Below are 19,447 nucleotides of genomic sequence, written 5' to 3' on the forward strand. Positions count from 1 at the left end.
GGCAGTGAGCCAGTCCTGCAGGTAACGAGAAAGGCTGGTGCTTTAGTTGGCAACCGGCCTGAGCCGCACTCCCGCGGATGTTCCTGATGAACTCGTCAAATCCCTCCGAGCTCAGTTTTCCGAGCGTGAAACTCACGGTAACGCAAGACAGCCAATCGCCCGGCATAGAGCTCACGCATGCGCCGGATATGCCGTCCAAAATGCCCGGCGGCTAAGAACTCGCACATGGTTGCTTGATCGAGGACCGTGAGTGTGGGCCGTCGCCTCGCGTTGCTCGAGTGGGCCCGGCGGAGCGGCGCCTGGGTCTTCGAGGACGACTACGACAGCGGAACGATTGCCGACTGCCAGATCCGTCCTGGCCCAACCGGCTGAAGGACGCGGATTAACCGGAAGTGATAGGCGCGTTCCGAATCCCTTACTGCACGTACGATTTTAAAATTCCACACGCCGCGCAACGGAATCGAGCCGCAAACCATCACATCTTCAATCCACGCGCCAACTTCTTCTACTACCGTTTTGGGGAGAACATCCACATGGCAGCAAAGAAGGCCAAGAACCACTCGGACCCTGTGCTACCGGATCAGGCCGGTCGTTTAATGGCGGTTGATCCGATGGGCACGAACGCCCCCCAAGAGGAAATCATTCGACGTAAGGCATACGAAATCTACGAGCAGCGCGGAAGAAAAGATGGGAACGAGGTGCAGCACTGGCTGGAGGCGGAAAAAGAACTGCATTGGAGGGGCAGCATCTGATGCCAAATTGGTCGTGCCGGCATACTCGGAAACTACTTTTGGGCGAATACTGATCCACACGACGTCGCCCGCGACGTGCCGCTCACGACCAGAACTTCACAATTCGCGGGATCGGCAAGTTTCGATTCGTGCTGCTATCTGCTGCTGGTTGCAGCAGAGATGACCGGCTTTAGCCGCCGGGGGAAACGCCGGCGAGGACCTAAGGAGTCCATAACCCGCTGCGCTTCCAGCTCCGTGACTCTTACTTCTGACCGCGCTTCACTTCCGACCGCCGTTCTGCACTCTCCGGCATGTACTTCGCAAACCACGCCAGCATCCGCCGTACCACGTCGCGCTGGTGCTCGACTTGGCTGAAGCTGTGCCCTTCGCCGGGATAGACCACCAGCTCCGTCGGCACGTGGAATGTTTTCAGCGCGTGCCAGAACTCGAACGACTGTGGCGCCGGGCACTCGCCGTCGCGCTCGCCCACTACCACCAGCGTCGGGGTCTTGGCTTGTTTGACGAACGTTATCGGCGCGCTCCTCTCGTATACCTTCGGGTCGTCGTAAACCGAGGCGCCAAAGTACGGGATCATCCACTGGTCAATATCATTTTCCCCGTAATAACTCAGCCAATCGGAAAGTCCGGCGGCGGCAACGGCGGCGCGGAATCGCTGTGTCTGGGTCACACCCCACATGGTCATGTAGCCTCCGTAGCTCCAGCCGGTCAAGCCGACGCGCTGGGGATCGACCGGGGCCTCCTTCAGCACTTCGTCCACTCCCGCCATGATGTCGCGAAAGTCGCCATACCCGAAATCCTTCACGTTGCCCCGGGTAAAGGCTTCCCCCTGTCCGTAGCTTCCGCGCGGGTTCGGACAGAGCACAAAGTAACCATGGGCGGCCAGCGGCGCTTCGAACGGCGCTCCCGGCCAGGTCGGCTGGCAGGCGCTTGCGGGCCCTCCGTGCACCACCACAATAAGCGGGTACTGGCGCGAGCTATCGTAGTGCTGCGGATAAAGAAGCCAGCCCTGAACGCGCATTCCATCGTTGAACCAGTGCAAGCTCTTGCCTTCGCCCCACAACGGACGCAGCGCTTCATTCGCATGTGTCACCTGCGTCCAGGAGCCCACCGGTCCCGCCCACACTTCAAACGGGTGCGAAAAGGAGCTGCGGATCACGGCCGTGGCAGTTCCGTCGCGCGTCGCCGATGCCGACGGGCTACCCCCCTCGGCATTGATTGTCTCCGCCGATGTCCACAGCGTCTTTGTGCCGCCGGTGTTCGGATCGATGGTGGCAATCGCAGACTGGCCATCCGCAATCTCGACCGCCAGGATCTGTCCCGATGTGAGCCATGTGATCCATGACGCGGACGCTTTCATGCCGGGCGTCAAGTTGCGCGTTTCACCACCGCCGGCAGGCACGGTGTAAATGTCGCCGCCGATGACGCCGAAATCACTCATCAAGCCGCTGATATAAGCGATGCTGCGGCCATCGGGCGACCACCGCGGCATGCTGATTTGCAGCGGCGGCCGGAGAATGGACTTCATCTCCCCGCCCGCTGCCGGCAACGTGTAAAGCTGTGCGATCCACCAGTTGTTATCGCCGGAGCCGTGGGCCGCGGTGGCTGCGAATTCCTTGCTGTCGGGCGACCAGTCGTACTCGTAGACGTACATGTCCGGGGGTGACACTTGCCGCGGCTCGCCCCCCGCCGCATTCACGATGGTCACGCGCTGCTCATAAATTTTGTCCTCGATTACGCCCACGGCCGGTTCCATTGCCACCAGCGGCCCGGCGGCGCGTGGCGCGTCTGCGATGAAGAGCAGCGCCAGCATGTTGCCGTCTGGGGACCAGCGCGGCGCGCTCAGATCTCCCTTCAGGTGAGTCAACCGCCGTGATGTGCCCGAGCGAATGTCGGCGACATAGAGCTGCAACTGGCCTGCCGCCTCGGCATCGGAAAGGAATGCGAGTTTGGCGCTGTCGGGCGACCACGCGATATCGTCCTCCCGGTGCGGGCCGGCCGACGCTGCACTTATCCGCTTCGGGGCGCTGCGGTCGCCAAGTCGTTCCACGTAGATACCCGTATTCTCCGTCACCGTTCCATCGGCAGTAGCCAGCCTCTCCACCCACGCGACGCTCTTGCCGTCAGGCGAGATTGCGGTCTGCCGAAAACGCCGCACCGCGAATACCTGGTCCATCACGGCATCGCCGGAAGTCTTCTGCGCCCACGCGGCGGCACTGGACAAAAAAAGAAGGAACAGCAGCTTGCATCCCCACCGTCGTTGCATCCGGCAAAGATACCGGATGCACTCGCGGCAAACAACTGAGCTGGCACTCGCGCCCCGGGTTGGCTGCCGAAACCGGTGCTCCACGCGCGTTTTCAGCGGCATGCACCAACCCCAAGGCGCGCCGGTTTCGTCTAAGCAAGTACCCTCTGGAAAGCGCCGGTGCCGGCAATGCAGGTCACCTGCGGTAGTTCCCAAAGTCACTTGCGCCTGTGACTGAGTTGAGGTATCTACCGGGCAGACACCGGGAAGGAAAGGAACTTGATTCCCGAATCGCATCCTCTGCAGCAGTTCTTCCTCGAACTGGTCAGCGAACACTTCCACCATACCCTCGGTTTGCGCGATCCGCAGTTAAGCGAGTACATCGCTAACATGCTCACCGAGTTCACCGAGGTCGACCAGTTGCACCGCGTACGCAATGCTGCCGGGCGGCCGCTCGACGACGTCGGCGAGATGCTGATCGAGGCTGACCCCGTGTTCGGTGACGCGCCGTCCTTCGACCGCGAACGTGCCGTGCGCAAGCACATCGGCGATTACAGCCTGTTTTTCACCGGCATGTTCCCCGAGGCGATTAACCACTGGCGCCTGCGCCGCCAGCGGCTGGAAAATTTCGTCGATTTCATCCGCGCCGGCAAGGAAAGCTACTACATCGTCTCCAAGTTTGAATTCTTCGAGTACGCGAAAGCCGCGCCACTGTTTGCCAAGTTGTCGGCGCGTTTCGAGGAATGCGTCTTCGGACTGAACCAGGTGAAAAACGACCTGGCGGAGCGCCAGCACCCAATCGTCCGCCGCGCTGATGAACTATTGATGTAGATTGAGTTCGCGGCGCGTGCCATCCACTCCGCCTGAACCCGTGACCATGTGCGGATTCCCAGGTAGGCGCCCTCTCCTGGGCAGCTCTCAAACGACCGGAATCCCATCTGCAGCGGACCCCAGCCGTTCGCGCGATCACGCGCCGCGCCGGTAAAAGCTGAGCGCCGCATCTCCCTGCTTGAGTAACCGGGAGCGTAGCAGCGAGCCAAAACGTTCTCCAGGATCAAACTTTTTCTCGTGCTCGGCAATCACAATGGTGTGGTCGCCCAGCAGCCGCGACTGCGACAGGAACCCGAGCGTCTCGTCGTAAGCTTCCTGCATGCTGTAGGGCGGATCGAGAAAAACGTGGCTGGGGGCAATGGCCTGGCTGTCGAGCAGGCGAAGTGCCCGCGGCACCTCGCGCTCGTTAACTTCGAACCCCTCCCTGATGCCGAGGCTGCGCAGGTTTTCGCGGATCACCTCCGCCGCGCGCGGCGATGACTCCACGAAATACACCGCGTCCGCTCCGCGGCTCAGCGCCTCGATGCCGACCGCTCCTGTACCGGCGAACAAGTCCAACCACACGCTTCCGGCCAGCGCCTCGGGACTTCCCGCGGTCAGCACATTGAACAAGGTTTCGCGCAGCCGGTCCGAAGTCGGACGGATGTCCATGCCGGGCAGCGAGCGCAGCCGACGGCTGCGATATTGGCCGGCGATCACGCGCATGCTGCGAGTCTATCCATCTCTCGGTCGGTCGGTCTATTCACGCTCCGGATCCAAGACCTCGCCACCGAACCGGCACTGCGATAGCCCTCGTTCAACTCCCCTCGACCAGATACAATGGATTCGGAGCAGGTGCGGTCCAAATGAGAAGTTGGTCGTTCCCCGCCGGTCGCGTCTTCGGCATCGACATTCGCGTTCATCTCACCTTCGCCTTCCTGCTGATGTACGTGTGGATGACGGAAGGATCCGGGTTGGGCGCCGCCAGCCTTGGCCGCGGATTCGCGCTGGTGGGATTGGTGCTGGCGTCGGTAATCCTGCACGAGATGGGACACATGCTGGCGACCATCCAGCAACACGTGCCGGCCCGCTCGGTGGTGTTGCTGCCGATCGGCGGCGTGAGCCTGCTGCAGGAACCGTCGCGACAAAAGCTGGAGCCCAACCGCGAACTGCGCATCTCGCTCGCGGGTCCCCTCGTCAATTTGCTGCTGGCGTTTTTGGCAGCGGCAATCGTGCTCAGCATCGCCCCCGAGGCCGCGCTCTGGAAACAGCCCTTCGTGTATTCCGGCAATCTGCCGCGCAGTTTCTTTTGGATCAACCTGTTCCTCGGGGTTTTCAACCTGCTGCCGGCGTATCCCGCTGACGGCGGACGCATGGTGCGCGCCATACTGGCCCGCCGCATGGATCATGTGCGCGCCACGCGGCGCGCGGTTTCGATCGGCCAGGGATTCGCCATGGCCTTCATCCTGGCCGGCATCTGGAACACCTGGCTGATGCTGGTCGGGTTCTTCCTCTTTGTCGCGGCGCAGTTGGAAGACCGCTCCGCGGTGTTTCAATCGGTCCTCGAGCAGGTACGCCTGGAAGACGTGATGCTCACCGATTTCTCCACGCTTTCGCCCGCCGACACGCTGGAAGGCGCGCTGCACAAGGCCGTGCACACCTTGCAGGACGATTTTCCCGTTGTCCGCGGCAGCGACATGGTGGGCGTAATTTCGCGGCAGAAGATTCTGGAGGCCATGCGTTCCAGCGGAAATGGCTATGTGCAGTCGGTGATGAACCGGGTCTTTTCGTCCTCCCAGGCCAACGACACCCTCGCTTCCGCATTCCGCAAGCTCACCTCGCAAGGCGTGACCGTTCTTCCCGTGGTTGACAGCGGACGCCTGGTTGGCATCGTGACCCTGCAAAACCTGATGCACAGCATGTCGCTGCTCGCCGAGACCAAGCGCCTCAGGCACGAGCAGGAACAACAACACTAATCCAACTGTATCGCCCTCGCCAGCGTGATCGCCGGGAGCGCGCGCAATTTTTGCAGCACCGCATCGGGCACGCGCGAATCCACGTGCACCACGCTGACCGCCTCCCCGCCCGTGCCGTGGTGGGCCTTGGCCTGCGACGCGGAAGCCCCCGCAGCCCGCGCGGCGTGCTCGGCGCGTCCCAGGGAAAAATTCGCGATATTGATCTTGGCCTCGCCCAGGATGGTGCCGATCTTCCCGATTACTCCCGGCACGTCGCGGCTGCGCAGGTAAACCAGGTTGCGCTCCAGCGGCGCTTCCACGTCGATTCCATCCACCGACAGCAGCCGCGGTGAGACGCCGTGCAGCACCGTGCCCTTCACTTCGTGGTCTCCGCCGTGCGTCTTCAGATGGACCGTGACCACGCTGCCTGCGCTTCCGCTCGATACTTTCGGCTTGGCGTTTTCACGCACGCGGACGCCGCGCTCCTCCGCGACCGCCGACGCGTTTACCAGGTTCGCTTTTTCCGCGAGCACGGAATTCAATACTCCCACCAGCGCCGCGTTGCGCACCAGTTGCGTCTTCCCGCCGGCGATGGGACCGCTGTATTGCAGCCCGATCTCCTCCAGGCCCGCCTCCGCGGCCTGCGCCACGAAGGACCCGAGCCGTTCCGCCAGCGTCATGTACGGCTGCAACTCGGCATACTCGGCGTCCGACACCGACGGTACATTCACCGCGTTCTGCATCACCCCGCGGCGCAGAAACTCCCGCACCTGGATGGCGATCTGCACTCCGACCGCTTCCTGCGCCTCGTGCGTGGAACCTCCGATGTGAGGCGTCAGGATCACGTTCGGCGCGGTGAGCAGCGGCGAGTCCTTCGGCGGCTCTTCCGCAAAGACGTCCACCGCAGCCCCGGCCAGGTGACCGTCGCGCAACGCAGCCGCCACCGCGGCTTCGTCGAGCAGTTCGCCGCGCGCGCAGTTGATCAGCCGCGCGCCTTTCTTCATTTTGCGGATGGTCTCCGCGTTCATCATGCCGGCGCTCTGCGGTGTGAGCGCCAGGTGCAGCGTAACGTAATCGGCGGCAGCCAGGACTTTCTCCAGGGCCGTCACTTCGATCTCCGCCTCGCGCGCGACTTCCGGCGAGACAAATGGGTCATGCGCCAGCAGCTTCATCCCGAAAGCTCGTGCCCGGCGCGCCACTTCCATGCCGATGCGCCCCAGCCCGATAATGCCCAGCGTCTTTCCGCGCAGTTCCGTCCCTTGCAGCGATTTCTTCTCCCATTTGCCGGAGTGCATAAGCGCGTCGGCGCGGCAAAGGTGACGCGCCATGGCCAGCGCCATGGCCAGCGTGTGTTCGGCCACGGCCACCGCGTTAGCGCCCGGGGTGTTCATCACCGCGATGCCGTGACGGGTCGCTGCTTCCAGGTCCACATTGTCCACCCCGACCCCGGCGCGCCCAATGACTCGCAGTTTTTGCGCGTGCTCCAGCAGCGCCGCGTCGGCCTGGACGGCGGAGCGCACGATGAGCGCGTCAGCATCCGCGACCTCGCTCGCCAGCCGGCCGTCCACCTGGTCAGGCGTGATCACCCGCCACTGTTTTTCTTCGCGCAGAATGTCGAGCGCCGAGGAAGAGATTTTTTCCGCTACTACAATTTTCATAAGACTACCGCGTTTCGAAATTCAACCCTGCCGTTAAACAAGTGTCATCCTGAGCGTTGCGAAGGATCTATGCATTTCCTCCGCCCTGCGCTACCGTCGCCGCCGGCTTCGCGGTCCTCTCCGCGTACGCCTTCTGTGCTGCCGCCACCGCCGCGCCGAACTCCACTTTGCGGATCTTCGCCATCACCTGCTCCAGTGCGGCGATGATGCCGATCGTGTCCAGGTAATCGTAGTACCCGAGGTGGGCGATACGGAACAGCGCCGACTTCATCTGCTCGCCCTGACCCGCCGCCACCACCGCGCCGAAATTCTCGCGGAAGGATTTCACGATCACGCCGGAATCCAGCCCTTCCGGCGACGTCACCGCCGTCAGCGCATTCGAAGGCACGCTCGCGTACAGCTTCAGTCCCAAAGCGCGAACTCCGGCGCGCGTCATCTCCGCGCAAAGTTCGGCGTTTGCGATCAATGCCTCCCGCCCCGCCGCCAAGTCGCCTGAGCCTTGCTCGCGAATGTACTCCAACGCTGCTGCTAATGCAGCGACCAGCGCAATGGCCGGAGTGAACGCCGACTCCCCCTTGGCGCCCGCCTTCCTCTCCTTGCGCAAATCAAAGTAATAACGCGATGATTTCGCGCTCTCCATGCGCGACCATGCCCTCTGGCTGACGGCACAATACGCCAGGCCCGGCGGCACCATCACCGCCTTCTGCGAACCGCCGATAATGACGTCGATGCCCCAGCCGTCCACGTCAAAACGCGTCGTGCCCAGCCCGGTGATGGCGTCGACAACGAGCAGCGTGTCGTGCCCCGGCCCGCGCACCAGCCGCGCCACGCCTTCAACGTCGTGTCGCACGCCGGTGGAGCTTTCCGTCGCCTGCATGTACACGGCGCGAACTTCCGGCGTCAGCCGCGCGCGCACCGCATCCAGGCCAAACGTCTGGCCATACGGAACGGTCACCACATCCGCCGCAAGCCCATACGCTTTGGCCAGCTCGGTCCAGCGCTCGCCGAATTTTCCCGCCGTGAGCACCAGCACTTTGTCCCCGGCTGAGGTCAGGTTTGCCACCGACGCTTCCATGGCGCCGCTGCCTGACGACGCCATCAGTACCACGTCATTCTGCGTTCCAACGAACGACTTCAGGTCCGCCAGCACGCGCGTGTAGAGCGCGCGAAAATCCGCGGTCCGATGATGGATATTGGCCGCGGCCATGGCGGTCTGCGCCGCGGGTAGAAGGGGCGTCGGCCCCGGCGTGAAAAGCCGGTTCTTGCGCAACATGGGTGCCATCCTGTGCTGGGCAGCGGCGGATTTCACTCCACCGGAAGTTGGTTTATTCGAGATTGATTTCCTGAACGGCTGCTAGGTTGAAAATTGGCTTTGGCGCGAATCATAAGACCCCGGCGCAGCCCCACGCAACACTATAATGGGTCGCATCTTTGAGGTACTGTTCCGAACCTGTACGGGGAGACCGCATGAGCATCAGCGAGCAGGTCCAGAAGGACATGGTCGAGTCGATGAAGGCGCGCGACGAGCGCCGTCTGTCCACGCTGCGTATGATGAAGAGCGCGCTCAAGAACAAGGAAATCGACAAGCGCGCGCCGCTCGACGACCGCGAAGCCTTGCAGGTTCTGAGCACCCTGATCAAGCAGCGCAAGGACTCGATCGAGCAGTTCACCAAGGGAGGACGCCAGGACCTGGCCGACAAGGAAGCTGCCGAGATCACGCTGATCGAAACCTATATGCCGAAAGCGACCGGTGAAGAAGAGATTGTCGCCACCGTCCGCGCCACCATTGCCGAAATGGGCTCGACCAACATGAAAGATATGGGCGCGGTGATGAAAAACGTGATGGCCAAGTTTGCCGGCGCGCGCGTCGACGGCAAAATCGTGAGCGAGACCGTGAAGAAGGAACTGGCTGGCAAATAATGGCGTCGACGGCGGACATCCCCCGCAGCATACGAGCGAAATACGAGCCCGTCATTGGCCTCGAAGTGCACGTCCAGCTGCTGACCGCCAGCAAAATTTTCTGCTCCTGCGCCAACCGCTTTGGCGATCCGCCCAACACCAACGTCTGCCCGGTCTGCCTGGGCCTCCCGGGCGCGCTCCCAGTGCTGAACAAAAAAGCGGTGGAGTTCGCGACGCTGGCGGCGATGGCGCTGAACTGCCGCATCAACGAGCGCTCGATTTTTGCTCGCAAGAATTACTTTTATCCCGACCTTCCCAAGGGCTACCAGCTTTCGCAATACGACAAGCCCCTCGCCGAGTTCGGCTGGATCGAAGTCCCCGACGGAGCCCGGCCCGATGGAGCCCGGTCGCCCTCGACCGGGACAACAAAAAGAATCGGCATCACCCGCGTCCATCTGGAAGAGGACGCCGGCAAGAGCCTGCATGAGGGCTTTCCCGATTCCTCCGAGCGCACCTACCTCGACCTGAATCGCTGCGGAACGCCGTTGATCGAGATCGTCAGCGAGCCCGACCTGCGTTCGCCCGACGAAGCCTACGAATACCTCACGCGCCTCAAGGAGATCGTGCTCTACACCGGCGTCAGCGATGTGAATATGGAAGAAGGCTCGCTGCGCTGCGATGCCAACATCAGCGTGCGTCCGGCAGGCCAGCAGGAACTCGGCACCAAGACCGAGATCAAGAACGTCAATTCCTTCCGCTTCATCCGCCAGGCGCTGGAGTATGAAATCGAGCGCCAGGTCGGCGTGATTGAGTCCGGCGGGCGCATCATCCAGGAAACGCGCCTCTTCAACTCGCACGAAGGAAAAACTTACGGCATGCGTTCCAAGGAAGAAGCGCACGACTACCGTTATTTCCCCGAACCCGATTTGCTGCCGCTGGTGGTGGACCAATCCTGGCAACAGCAGATTCGCGCCATGCTTCCTGAACTGCCCGAAGTCCGGCGCGCGCGCATGATGCGCGACTACGGCCTGACTGAAGACGATGCCTTTACCCTCACGCGCACCCGGCACATGGCTGACCAGTTTGAAGAAGCGGCACGCGCGGCGAAAAATCCCAAGCGCGTCGCTAATCTCGTGATCAGCGACTTGCTGGGCCGCTTGAAAGCCCAGGGCCTGGAGATTGAGCAGTCGCCGGTCTCGATGAAAGGCGTTGCCATGTCAGCCGACCTGGTCGAGTCCGGCGCCATCTCCGGCAAGATCCTGAAGGACCTCTACGACAAAGCGTTCGAGCGCAAGCAGGATTTTCCGGAAGTTTACGAAAAAGAAAAACCGCAGCAGATCACCGACACCGGCGCCATCGAGCGGATGATCGACGAAGTCCTCGCCGCCAATCCCAAGCAGGTCGAGCAGTACCGCGCCGGCAAGACGACGATGAAAGGATTTTTTGTCGGTCAGGTGATGAAGGCGTCGAAAGGCCAGGCCAATCCTGCGCTGGTGAATGAACTCCTCGACAAAAAGTTGGGCTAACTAGCTAATAGCTCCTAACTCCTGGCGACTAACTCCAGCTCCTAACTGCTTGTCACCGCTCCAGCTCCGCGCTGCTATAGAGTTGGATCAGCATGTCGGGCGTGACGCGATAAAGCGCGAAGTTCTGGCCGTCGTCGGAGATTTCTCGGAACAGCAGTTCGCCCCGCCCGTCGCCGTCGGCATCCACTGCGTCAATCAGCTCCGCTCGCGGATACGCGTCGAGGTGCTTGCTGTCGGTCGCCCACACCTTCAGCTTGCGAAGCTCGTTGTTGTAATCCTGGCGCGCAACGAGCGTAATCCAGTAGGTCAGGCCATCTCTTGATGGAGGCGGTTGCGAATTCGTTCTTGCACCTGCCCGTCGAACCGGCGTCGCCGGCGCTTCTGTGGCTCTCGCCATCAAAACCACTTGCGGCTCGTTGCTGGTGGTGAGATCGAAGGTTCGCATCTGCACATCCTGCAACTCCCCGCAGCACGCGCCGCCGCGTGCGCGCGCCCAATCCTGTAACACTGCACCGGCCAGCTTGCTCATGGATGCCTTCAGCTTCTCCTGGTCCTCGTTTTTCCACGGCACCAGAAAGCTGTGCGGCTCCGGACCGTCGGCGTCGGAAATTGCCGGCAGGATTCGACCCGCGCCCGCTGCAACCGTCTTCGTGGAGGATGAGCTCGGACCTGCCGCCGCGGCCGGCGCCTTGGGAGGCGCCTTGGTTTCCACCGCGCCCGGTAAATTCTCCGCCTGCTCCGCTGTCGGGCGGCCGCGCCGCAGCACCGGATGTTCCGAGTCCTCGTGCTTGGGCGGACTCGATGTGGCCTGCGCTGGCGATGAGGCTGGCGCGGAGACGGCAGAATCACTGGCCTTGGTCGTCGTTCCGCTGGGCGGGGTTGAATCTGGCGGCTGCTTGTCGGCCGCCGGCTTGCGCAGCACCGGAGGCGCATCGCCATCGCTCGACCCTGCCTCCGTCGTGGATTGGGGCTCAGACTCCGGATGGGGCGTGCGCGTGGGTGGCGATTCTTTGTCGCGGCCGGAGCGCCTGCCGCCGCGACGCAATGTCGGGGGCCCTTCGCCCACGGACGCCGACTTTGGCGCCGCATCCCGCGGCTTTCGCGCGGCCGCTAATTGTTCGTTGGTCTGGAAACGCGTATCGGCGAGCCACGCCCCGTTGCTCGCCTGGCGCGCGTCCGTCAACGTCACCACCCCGATCGATTCGCCGCTCTGCTCCACTTCGTACACGTTCCCGGGTTCCAGGGCCATCGGGACCGGGTCCGCCTTGTAGATGGAAGCATCGTAGTAGCGTCCGTCCACCAGGATGGTTACCGGGATGACGCGCGGGATGCCGCCCTTGGCTGGCCATTCCACCAGCGCCAGCGCCCGCGGACCCTTGGCCTTCCGCGGGGTGCGCTGCCCCACGGCGCTGAACGCCAGCCCCAGGCACAACGCCAAAACGAGTGCGCGGTGTAAGATGTCTTTCCGCTGGAGAATGCTCATGCAGCTTAATGATAAAGCCCCTGACTTCACTTTGCTCAACCAGGACGAAAAGAGCACTTCGCTCAAGGATTTTCGCGGGAAAAGCGTTGTCCTCTATTTCTTTCCCAAGGCCAATACGCCCGGTTGAAACGTCGAAGCGTCCGAGTTTCGTGACGAATACGCCAAGTTCAAGAAAGCCGGCGTCGAGATCGTGGCCTCCTCGCCCGATTCCCCGCACGCGCTGAAAAAATTCCAGGAGCAGTTCCAGCTTCCCTTCACTCTGCTCTCTGATTCTGACAAGACCCTTGCCCAGGCTTATGGCGTGCTCAAAGAAAAAAATATGTACGGGAAGAAAGTGATGGGCATCGAGCGCAGCACCTTCGTGATCGGTCCGGACGGCAAGTTGAAGCACGAATTTCGCGGCGTCAAGTCTGCCGGTCATGCCGCGGAAGTGCTCGCGGCCCTGAAATAAGGCTCAACCGGCATCAATAAAATCGGAAGTAAGAAGTCCGAAGTAAGAACGGGACAGTTCTGCGACAACGGCAGTTCTGACTTCTTACTTTTTCGTTCTGACTTCGTCATGCGCGATCCCGGTTTTGACATTACGCGCGCACGCCCGCTGTCGCGCCGCTTCTACGACCGCGACCCGCGCCGGGTTGCGCGCGAATTGCTGGGCAAGCTGCTGGTCCGCAAGCACGGGCGCAAGCTGGTTGGCGGGAGAATCGTTGAGGTCGAAGCCTACCTGGGCAAGAACGATCCCGCCGCGCACAGTGCTGCCGGTCCGACTGCCCGCAACATGGTCCTGTTTGGAGCGCCCGGTTTCGCTTACGTGTATTTCATTTACGGCAATCATTACTGCCTGAACGTCTCCTGCATGGCGGAAGGCAAAGCCGGAGGCGTCCTGTTTCGCGCCCTCGAACCGGTCACGGGATTGGCGAGAATGTTCCCGGCGCGCGGCCTTCCCTTCCCGGAAGGTGACCCGCAAATCACCGAGTTGCGCCTGCTAACGACTGGCCCCGGCCGTCTGGCGCAGGCGCTCGGCATCACGCGCGCGCGGGACAACGGCAAGGACCTCACCACTTTTTCCGATCTCACCATCCTGGATGACGGGTATCGCGCCGGCCGCGTTCTGACCACGCCGCGCATGGGCATCAAGAAGGCTGCCGATGCCAAGCTGAGATACCTGATCGCTGGAAACAAGTTTGTCTCGGGACGCCAGAAATAAAAAGTGGGTACTACACGGCATCCATGTTGTTCTGACTTCTTACTTCTGACTTAGATTCGGTCCGCGCGCTTCTCCCGCCCCGTGCAGCACTACGTTATCGATCAACCGTGTCGTACCCACGTGCGCTGCTACCGCGACCAACGCCCCGTGCGAAATGTCTTCCACGGGATCGAGCGTATCGGGGTTCACAATCTCGAAGTAATCCAACCGCGCGCCTGGCTCTTCCGCGATGACCTGCTTGCCGGCTTCGACCAGCTTCGACGCCCTGCGCTCGCCGGTATCGGCCATGGTCTGCACTCGCGTCAGCGAGCGATAAAGGACCGGCGCCTGCTTCCGTTGTTCCGGGTTGAGGTACGCGTTGCGCGACGACAGGGCCAGCCCATCCTTCTCGCGCACGATCGGGCACACCACGATGCGCACCGGAAAATTCTGGTCCCGCACCATGCGCCGGATGATCGCTACCTGCGCCGCATCCTTCTGCCCGAAGAATGCCAGGTCGGGTTCGACGATGTGGAACAGCTTGGCGACCACCGTCGTCACCCCGCGAAAATGCCCCGGCCGCGATCGTCCGCAGAGCTTCTCGCTCAACCCCTCGACCGTGACATAGGTACTCGTCCCCGCCGGATACATGTCTTCGTTGGCAGGCATAAACAGAAGGTCCACATTCTCCGCTTCCAGCAGCCGGCGGTCGCGCTCGAAGCTACGCGGATACTTGGCGAGGTCCTCGTTCGGCCCGAATTGCAGGGGATTGACGAACAGCGATACCGCAACCACGTCCGACTGCACCCGCGCGCCCCGAATCAGCGACAGGTGGCCTTCGTGCAGCGCTCCCATGGTTGGCACCAGGCCGATGCGCTTGCCATCACGCTTGCGCTGGCCGCACGCCAGGTGCATGTCGTCGGGGCTTGGGATGATTTTCACGAAGACAATTAGCCGCAGATGAACCCAGATGAACGCTGATCCGGCAATTCGCAACGAAAAACTCGGAATTTTGAATGAGAAAACAGGTGGCTGACCGCCGACACCTCATTCTGCATTCTGCATTCTTAATTCTTCATTTCCTTGTCCGGCTAATCTCCGCTTCTCATCCCGCGCTTGCGCTCCAGGATCGTCTCCAGCGCCGCGTGCGTGTCTTTCGGCAGGTGATACGACTCCTGGTCATTGGGATATCCGCCGGCAATCACGTCGTCGCGGTATTGCTCCACCGCGCCGCGTATCGCGGCCCCGACATCTGCGTACTGCCGCACGAATTTCGCCGGCGCGCCGAAGTTCAGTCCCAGCATGTCGTGGATGACCAAAATCTGCCCGTCGCACTCCGGTCCGGCCCCGATGCCGATGGTCGGCGTTCCCACCTCCGCGGTGATCATGGCTGCCACTTCGCGCGGAATGCCTTCCAGCACCATCGAGAACACGCCCGCGCGCTCCAGTGCCACCGCGTCGCGCATCAATTGCTCGATCGCGCCCAACGTCTTGCCCTGGACCCTGTAGCCGCCCATGGCGTGCACAGATTGCGGCGTCAGCCCGATGTGACCCATCACCGGAATCTCGGCGTCGATAATTCGCCGGATGATGTCCACGCGCTTCTCGCCGCCTTCCACCTTCACCGCCTCCGCGCCTGCCTCTTTCACGAATCGCGAGGCGTTGCGCAGCGCTTCTTCGGCGCCCAGGTGATAGGAAGCGAACGGCATGTCGGCAACCAGCAGCGCGCGCTTGACGCCGCGACGCGTCGCCCGCGTGTGGTGCAGCATCTCCTCCATGCTGACCGCCAGCGTGTTGTCGTAGCCAAGCATCACCTGCGCCAGCGAATCGCCGACCAGGATGACGTCAATGCCGGCATCATCCACCAGCCTCGCCGTGGCGTAGTCGTATGCGGTAAGCGCGGTAATGGGCTCGCGCCGGTTCTTCTTTTCAGTTAATGAAAGGGTAGTGATCTTCTGGCGGGAATCGCCGATGGGTACGACGCTCACTTTGACCTCCAGTGCAGTTCCGCCACGCGGATACTGCCTGTGCCCGAATGCGGGCCTTTGCCTACATAGATGCAGGCAAGCTCATTGTAGGCGCAGTTCTTGCCGAACCGAAGCGAAAAAGTCGGAAACTCTGCCTAGCCCCCCTTACGACGGTCACCTTTACGCCGGTCTGCCCGCCGGCGCTCATTGCCCGAACGGGTGGCATTGGGAGGGGGCGGAACCGCAGGGTCACGCCGGTCCTTCCCGGACCGGATGGGGCCCTTGCGGCGCTCGCCCTTGCGGCGTTCTACGGATTCTGCCATGACTTCCCCATCTTACCCGATCAACTTGCCGCTGCTTTCGCTTCTACGTAGAAATCCTGCAGCGGGTATCCGCGCTCACGCCAGCCAAGAAAACCATCCGCCAGCGGGCGAACCCGCGTTACCCCCAGCCGCTTCAGCTGTTGCGCCACCCGGGCGCTGGTCGCTTCGTTCGGTCAAGTGCAGTAAAGAATGACCTCGCGATCCCGCGGAATCTCCCTGTGGCGCTGCTCAATTTCTTTGGGAGCGAACCGGATCGCCCCGGGAATCACCTGCGGATAGGGCAGAAAATCAAGCGGGTGGCGCAGATCTAGGATGGCCAGCGCTTCCCCGGCGTCGAGTTTCGCCTTCAGTTCCTCCGGCGTGATGCGAGCCATCCACAGCTCGCGTTGGAACTTCCGCCGCGCCAGGTATTTCCTGCCGATATACCCCGCAAACAACAGCACCAGCACAACCACCGCCACATCGCCCAGGCGGGAGAAGTAGAACGCCAGGTCCTCCAGCTTTTCGCTGAAGAGATATCCGACCGTGACTGCCCCGCCGAAGTACAGCAGCGCGCCCATCAAATCCAGCAGGATGAAGCGTGGCAGGCGCATGCCGGTCATGCCTGCCATGGGCGGCGCCGCCGTATTCAGGCCGGGAATGAACTTGGCCAGCAGAAGCGACCGCGACGAGTGGTTTTGGAATGCATCTTCAGTGCGCCGGACGCAAGACTCCGGTTCCAGCGAAATCCGGCACAACAGCCCCAGGATCTTTCCGCCGCGACGCTTTCCCAGCTCATACCACGACACGTCGGCGATGATCGAGGCGCTCACCGCGAGCGCAATCGCCACGCCGAAGCTGAGTTTTCCCGCGCCCGCCAGCGCCCCGGCGGCTAGCAACACCGGCAAAGATGGAACTGGCAGCCCGAGTTGCTCTGTCAACACCCAGGCGAACAGCAGCGTGTAACCGTGTTCAACGAGGAAATCGATGGTCTCGCGCATCCAGCTAAGCCGCAACCGGCTCAGCTAACAGATGCGGCGGGACTACCCAGCGCGCTTGAAAAATTGCACCGCCCTTTCGTGCTTTTGAGCCTGTTCGCGGCTCTTGAACGTGCCCAGGTTCTTGCGCCGTCCGGTGCGTGCATCTTTCTTACGGGAATAGAGGCGGAATTCGCCGGATTTCAGCTTGCGGATCATAATTTGTCTTGGATGCGGATCCGGTTGGGGGAGGGTTTGCGGCTAAAACATAAGAGTCCCGAAGTTGTGTCGGCCCTGTTCTCCTCGACCAGCAGCTCGCGTTAGACCCTCGCTGACCTGCTCTCGCCACTCCCTTGCGGGTCGCGACGCGCGATCCTTCGAGCTCGGGCTCCGGGCTTGCCACCAACCGGAAAAACCGGACTGACGCCTCGGGACTCTATCCTGCTCTTGACCGCGTTTCCTGTTCCCCTCGACCAGCGCTTTGCTATAGACCCTTGCCTTGCCTTCCGTACTGTTCGCCTCGAGAGCGCGTACAGTGACTTGGCTCGAGCCCCGGACTCTGCACCAACCGGCGAAACTCAGAAACTGTCAAAGAACGAGTGTCCTTTTACTCCCGCCAATTTTTAAGTCAAGACCTGCGTGTAGCAATTTATCTTCTTTGCTTTCAAACAAATACATTCCGTCCACAAGTTCATGCCGAGAAATTGTGCAGCCCTTCGACGAGCTTTTGCCGCGAACCGGACCGCGGCGCACTTTTTGCGAAGGGCGCGCCGCCTTGTGCCCGCAATTGCAGCGGGTTCTTGCCTTTTCCCAATGTGCAAAAAGCGTCGAAAACCGCGTCCATTGCGGAGTTTCGCCTGCCCCTGAAATCCAAAAAAACGGGCTCTTGAGCGCTGCGCCGCAAACGCCGAAGCGCCCCCGGGACGATATGCAGCTGCTTCTGCCGCACCAAACCATTCCTACACGCACGATATGCTCTCGTTAGCTCGAAGTTCTGCAACTTAGGGCCTGCGGAGGTGTCTAAAATTCCCAGAGGCTGAGCGGCCGCTGTCGCCGTTAGCTGGCGTTTAATCGTATAATCCGGCGTTTAATCGTATAATTCAGTCACTCGGACACTTGTAACCTGTAGGAGATTCGGATGTTTGAAGGTTTGTTCCAACCCACCCACCTGCTGGTCATCCTCGTGCTTTGCCTGCTCATCTTTGGCCCCAAGAAGCTTCCCGAACTGGGAAAGGGCCTGGGCGAAGGCATCCGCGGCTTCCGTGAAGGCATGAAGGATCAGGGCAAGGCTACGCCGGAAGCGACGGACGACGTCAGCAAGACCGAATCGAAGTAGTTTTCCGTCTGCCCGTCAAGTGACCAACGAGCGGCCTGAATTTTGCCTTCAGCGCCAGCGCAGAGCCCGGAACGCTGTTCCAGCCCAACCGCGTAAGCCTTGGGGAAACAACCCCAAGGAACTGCCAGATCAAGTGACCCGCCAACCCAGCGCGAGCGCAGCGAGCCCGGCATGCTTCGCCAGCCCAACGCGTGAGCGTTGGGCTGGATTCGCAAAACCAGGTGCAGCCCGAGCAAACGCGAGGCCGACACGCTGTTGGTGAGGCCGTCAGCCCGAACCATCCTGCCACCGACCGCCGCTTACTCAATGCGTTACGATGTAGTTGTGCCCCCTCTGCTCGAAATTAATCGTCTGGTGGTGCGTTTCCCTGCGCACGATGGTCGCCTCCTGCCCCCCGCCATTCGAGACGTCAGCTTCACCGTAGATTCCGGAGAGGTGCTGGGGTTGGTGGGTGAATCGGGGTCGGGCAAGTCGGCCACCGCGTTGGCCGTGATGCGGCTGCTTCCCCCGCAGGCGGTGGTCGAGGGTGAAGTCCGTTTTTCCGGGACCGACCTGCTACGCGCCGGCGATGAGCAGATGCGCGCCCTTCGCGGGGTGCGTATCGCAATGATTTTCCAGGAGCCCATGACCGCGCTCAACCCGGTCATGCGCGTCGGCGACCAGATTGCCGAAGCCGTGCTCGCCCATCGTTCCGTCCACCATCGCACCACCGGCTTCGACGGCAAGAGCCCAGCCGCGCGCGTTACCGCATCCCAAGCTGCGTCGCTGGCTGTCGCCGCCATGCGTGACGTCGGCATCCCCGATCCCGACCGCCGTTCCCGCGATTATCCGCACCAACTCTCCGGAGGCATGCGCCAGCGCGTCATGATCGCAATGGCCATCGTGAACCGCCCGCAGCTGCTCATTGCCGACGAACCCACCACCGCTCTCGATGTCACCATCCAGGCGCAGATCCTCGACCTGCTTGCCGAACTCCGCCGCAAGTTCGATCTCGCCATGCTGTTCATCTCCCACGATCTTGCCGTGGTCTCGCAAGTTTCCGACCGGGTCGCGGTCATGTATGCCGGCAACATTGTGGAACTCGGCCCGGCGCGCGACGTCTTCTCCGCCCCCGCGCACCCCTACACGCGCGGACTGCTGCACTCCGCTCCCACGCTGCGTACCGACCGCAACCGCCCCCTGCAGGCTATTGAAGGCGCCGTGCCGTCGCTGACTTCCTTGCCGCCGGGTTGCTCCTTTGAGCCGCGTTGCGGAGACAGGATCCCCGACTGCTCTCGCGCTATGCCGCCTCTGGTTGACCTCGCTCCCGGACACCTGGCCCGCTGTCCGGTTGTTAACAAACCCGTAACCAAGTAAC

The 19,447-nt window shown here is 62.0% G+C and carries 18 protein-coding genes; 9 read left to right on the top strand and 9 right to left on the bottom strand.

The window, feature by feature from the left end; all coding sequences use genetic code 11:
* Positions 1 to 533 precede the first annotated feature (533 nt).
* Positions 534 to 752 carry a DUF2934 domain-containing protein gene (locus VFI82_16355; protein ID HET7186258.1) on the top strand — a complete coding sequence of 73 codons (219 nt, stop codon included), beginning with the start codon at positions 534 to 536 and terminating at the stop codon, positions 750 to 752.
* A 241-nt stretch (positions 753 to 993) separates the two neighbouring features.
* On the opposite strand, the gene VFI82_16360 is transcribed toward VFI82_16355, so the two are convergent.
* Positions 994 to 3,015 carry a S9 family peptidase gene (locus VFI82_16360; GenBank protein ID HET7186259.1) on the bottom strand — a complete coding sequence of 674 codons (2,022 nt, stop codon included), beginning with the start codon at positions 3,013 to 3,015 and terminating at the stop codon, positions 994 to 996.
* 258 nt (positions 3,016 to 3,273) lie between these two features.
* On the opposite strand from VFI82_16360, the gene VFI82_16365 reads away from it, so the two are divergent.
* Positions 3,274 to 3,825: a hypothetical protein gene (locus VFI82_16365; protein HET7186260.1), complete on the top strand. Its 552-nt coding sequence runs from the start codon at positions 3,274 to 3,276 to the stop codon at positions 3,823 to 3,825.
* A 135-nt stretch (positions 3,826 to 3,960) separates the two neighbouring features.
* Here the strand turns inward: VFI82_16365 and rsmD are convergent, their stop codons facing one another.
* Positions 3,961 to 4,530 carry a 16S rRNA (guanine(966)-N(2))-methyltransferase RsmD gene (rsmD, locus tag VFI82_16370; GenBank protein HET7186261.1) on the bottom strand — a complete coding sequence of 190 codons (570 nt, stop codon included), beginning with the start codon at positions 4,528 to 4,530 and terminating at the stop codon, positions 3,961 to 3,963.
* A gap of 140 nt (positions 4,531 to 4,670) precedes the next feature.
* Here rsmD and VFI82_16375 point away from each other — a divergent pair, with 140 nt between their 5' ends.
* Entirely contained in the window at positions 4,671 to 5,780 is a 1,110-nt protein-coding gene (locus tag VFI82_16375) for a site-2 protease family protein (GenBank protein ID HET7186262.1), read from the top strand.
* On the opposite strand, the gene serA is transcribed toward VFI82_16375, so the two are convergent.
* Together serA and VFI82_16385 are read right to left on the bottom strand one after the other, a co-directional pair.
* Positions 5,777 to 7,417, bottom strand: a complete 1,641-nt coding sequence (gene serA / locus VFI82_16380; GenBank protein HET7186263.1) for a phosphoglycerate dehydrogenase — start codon at positions 7,415 to 7,417, stop codon at positions 5,777 to 5,779. The genes VFI82_16375 and serA overlap by 4 nt on opposite strands.
* Positions 7,418 to 7,484: 67 nt before the next feature.
* Complete coding sequence (locus VFI82_16385; GenBank protein HET7186264.1) at positions 7,485 to 8,690, bottom strand: alanine--glyoxylate aminotransferase family protein; 1,206 nt, start codon at positions 8,688 to 8,690, stop codon at positions 7,485 to 7,487.
* Positions 8,691 to 8,884: 194 nt separating this feature from the next.
* On the opposite strand from VFI82_16385, the gene VFI82_16390 reads away from it, so the two are divergent.
* Positions 8,885 to 9,337 (top strand): GatB/YqeY domain-containing protein, encoded by a 453-nt coding sequence (locus VFI82_16390; GenBank protein HET7186265.1) that lies wholly within the window; start codon positions 8,885 to 8,887, stop codon positions 9,335 to 9,337.
* Positions 9,337 to 10,842: an Asp-tRNA(Asn)/Glu-tRNA(Gln) amidotransferase subunit GatB gene (gatB, locus tag VFI82_16395; GenBank protein HET7186266.1), complete on the top strand. Its 1,506-nt coding sequence runs from the start codon at positions 9,337 to 9,339 to the stop codon at positions 10,840 to 10,842. Before VFI82_16390 ends, gatB begins: the two co-directional genes overlap by 1 nt.
* A 52-nt stretch (positions 10,843 to 10,894) precedes the next feature.
* Here the strand turns inward: gatB and VFI82_16400 are convergent, their stop codons facing one another.
* Positions 10,895 to 12,325: a hypothetical protein gene (locus VFI82_16400; GenBank protein ID HET7186267.1), complete on the bottom strand. Its 1,431-nt coding sequence runs from the start codon at positions 12,323 to 12,325 to the stop codon at positions 10,895 to 10,897.
* Between VFI82_16400 and bcp the strand changes: the two genes are divergently transcribed.
* Entirely contained in the window at positions 12,324 to 12,776 is a 453-nt protein-coding gene (gene bcp / locus VFI82_16405; protein ID HET7186268.1) for a thioredoxin-dependent thiol peroxidase, read from the top strand. The two genes, VFI82_16400 and bcp, sit on opposite strands and share 2 nt — an antisense overlap.
* 108 nt (positions 12,777 to 12,884) lie before the next feature.
* The gene (locus tag VFI82_16410; GenBank protein ID HET7186269.1) at positions 12,885 to 13,529 is read left to right on the top strand and encodes a DNA-3-methyladenine glycosylase; all 645 of its coding nucleotides are present in this window, start codon (positions 12,885 to 12,887) and stop codon (positions 13,527 to 13,529) included.
* Positions 13,530 to 13,568: 39 nt separating this feature from the next.
* On the opposite strand, the gene panC is transcribed toward VFI82_16410, so the two are convergent.
* The 4 genes from panC to VFI82_16430 all read right to left on the bottom strand — a co-directional run bounded on the left by panC (position 13,569) and on the right by VFI82_16430 (position 16,973).
* Positions 13,569 to 14,450, bottom strand: a complete 882-nt coding sequence (panC, locus tag VFI82_16415) for a pantoate--beta-alanine ligase (GenBank protein ID HET7186270.1) — start codon at positions 14,448 to 14,450, stop codon at positions 13,569 to 13,571.
* A 149-nt stretch (positions 14,451 to 14,599) separates the two neighbouring features.
* Positions 14,600 to 15,496, bottom strand: a complete 897-nt coding sequence (gene panB, locus VFI82_16420) for a 3-methyl-2-oxobutanoate hydroxymethyltransferase (protein HET7186271.1) — start codon at positions 15,494 to 15,496, stop codon at positions 14,600 to 14,602.
* Positions 15,497 to 15,971: 475 nt separating this feature from the next.
* Entirely contained in the window at positions 15,972 to 16,778 is an 807-nt protein-coding gene (locus VFI82_16425; protein HET7186272.1) for a VTT domain-containing protein, read from the bottom strand.
* 42 nt (positions 16,779 to 16,820) lie between these two features.
* Positions 16,821 to 16,973 carry a hypothetical protein gene (locus VFI82_16430; GenBank protein HET7186273.1) on the bottom strand — a complete coding sequence of 51 codons (153 nt, stop codon included), beginning with the start codon at positions 16,971 to 16,973 and terminating at the stop codon, positions 16,821 to 16,823.
* A gap of 919 nt (positions 16,974 to 17,892) precedes the next feature.
* On the opposite strand from VFI82_16430, the gene VFI82_16435 reads away from it, so the two are divergent.
* Both VFI82_16435 and VFI82_16440 read left to right on the top strand, forming a co-directional pair.
* Positions 17,893 to 18,090, top strand: coding sequence for a twin-arginine translocase TatA/TatE family subunit (locus VFI82_16435; protein ID HET7186274.1), 198 nt, complete (start codon positions 17,893 to 17,895; stop codon positions 18,088 to 18,090).
* A gap of 324 nt (positions 18,091 to 18,414) precedes the next feature.
* Positions 18,415 to 19,446, top strand: coding sequence for an ABC transporter ATP-binding protein (locus VFI82_16440; protein ID HET7186275.1), 1,032 nt, complete (start codon positions 18,415 to 18,417; stop codon positions 19,444 to 19,446).
* The last annotated feature ends 1 nt before the right edge of the window (position 19,447 follow it).

The organism is Terriglobales bacterium, from assembly GCA_035691485.1.
Lineage (GTDB): Bacteria > Acidobacteriota > Terriglobia > Terriglobales > Acidobacteriaceae > JAIQGF01.

Bases quoted from the DNA above. Each gene is read 5' to 3' on its own strand.
- VFI82_16355 (HET7186258.1), top strand. From the start codon at position 534: ATGGCAGCAAAGAAGGCCAAGAACCACTCGGACCCTGTGCTACCGGAT.
- VFI82_16435 (HET7186274.1), top strand. From the start codon at position 17,893: ATGTTTGAAGGTTTGTTCCAACCCACCCACCTGCTGGTCATCCTCGTG.
- VFI82_16385 (HET7186264.1), bottom strand. From the start codon at position 8,690: ATGTTGCGCAAGAACCGGCTTTTCACGCCGGGGCCGACGCCCCTTCTA.
- VFI82_16430 (HET7186273.1), bottom strand. From the start codon at position 16,973: ATGATCCGCAAGCTGAAATCCGGCGAATTCCGCCTCTATTCCCGTAAG.
- VFI82_16400 (HET7186267.1), bottom strand. From the start codon at position 12,325: ATGAGCATTCTCCAGCGGAAAGACATCTTACACCGCGCACTCGTTTTG.
- VFI82_16425 (HET7186272.1), bottom strand. From the start codon at position 16,778: ATGCGCGAGACCATCGATTTCCTCGTTGAACACGGTTACACGCTGCTG.
- VFI82_16375 (HET7186262.1), top strand. From the start codon at position 4,671: ATGAGAAGTTGGTCGTTCCCCGCCGGTCGCGTCTTCGGCATCGACATT.
- gatB (HET7186266.1), top strand. From the start codon at position 9,337: ATGGCGTCGACGGCGGACATCCCCCGCAGCATACGAGCGAAATACGAG.
- serA (HET7186263.1), bottom strand. From the start codon at position 7,417: ATGAAAATTGTAGTAGCGGAAAAAATCTCTTCCTCGGCGCTCGACATT.
- rsmD (HET7186261.1), bottom strand. From the start codon at position 4,530: ATGCGCGTGATCGCCGGCCAATATCGCAGCCGTCGGCTGCGCTCGCTG.
- VFI82_16360 (HET7186259.1), bottom strand. From the start codon at position 3,015: ATGCAACGACGGTGGGGATGCAAGCTGCTGTTCCTTCTTTTTTTGTCC.
- VFI82_16390 (HET7186265.1), top strand. From the start codon at position 8,885: ATGAGCATCAGCGAGCAGGTCCAGAAGGACATGGTCGAGTCGATGAAG.
- VFI82_16410 (HET7186269.1), top strand. From the start codon at position 12,885: ATGCGCGATCCCGGTTTTGACATTACGCGCGCACGCCCGCTGTCGCGC.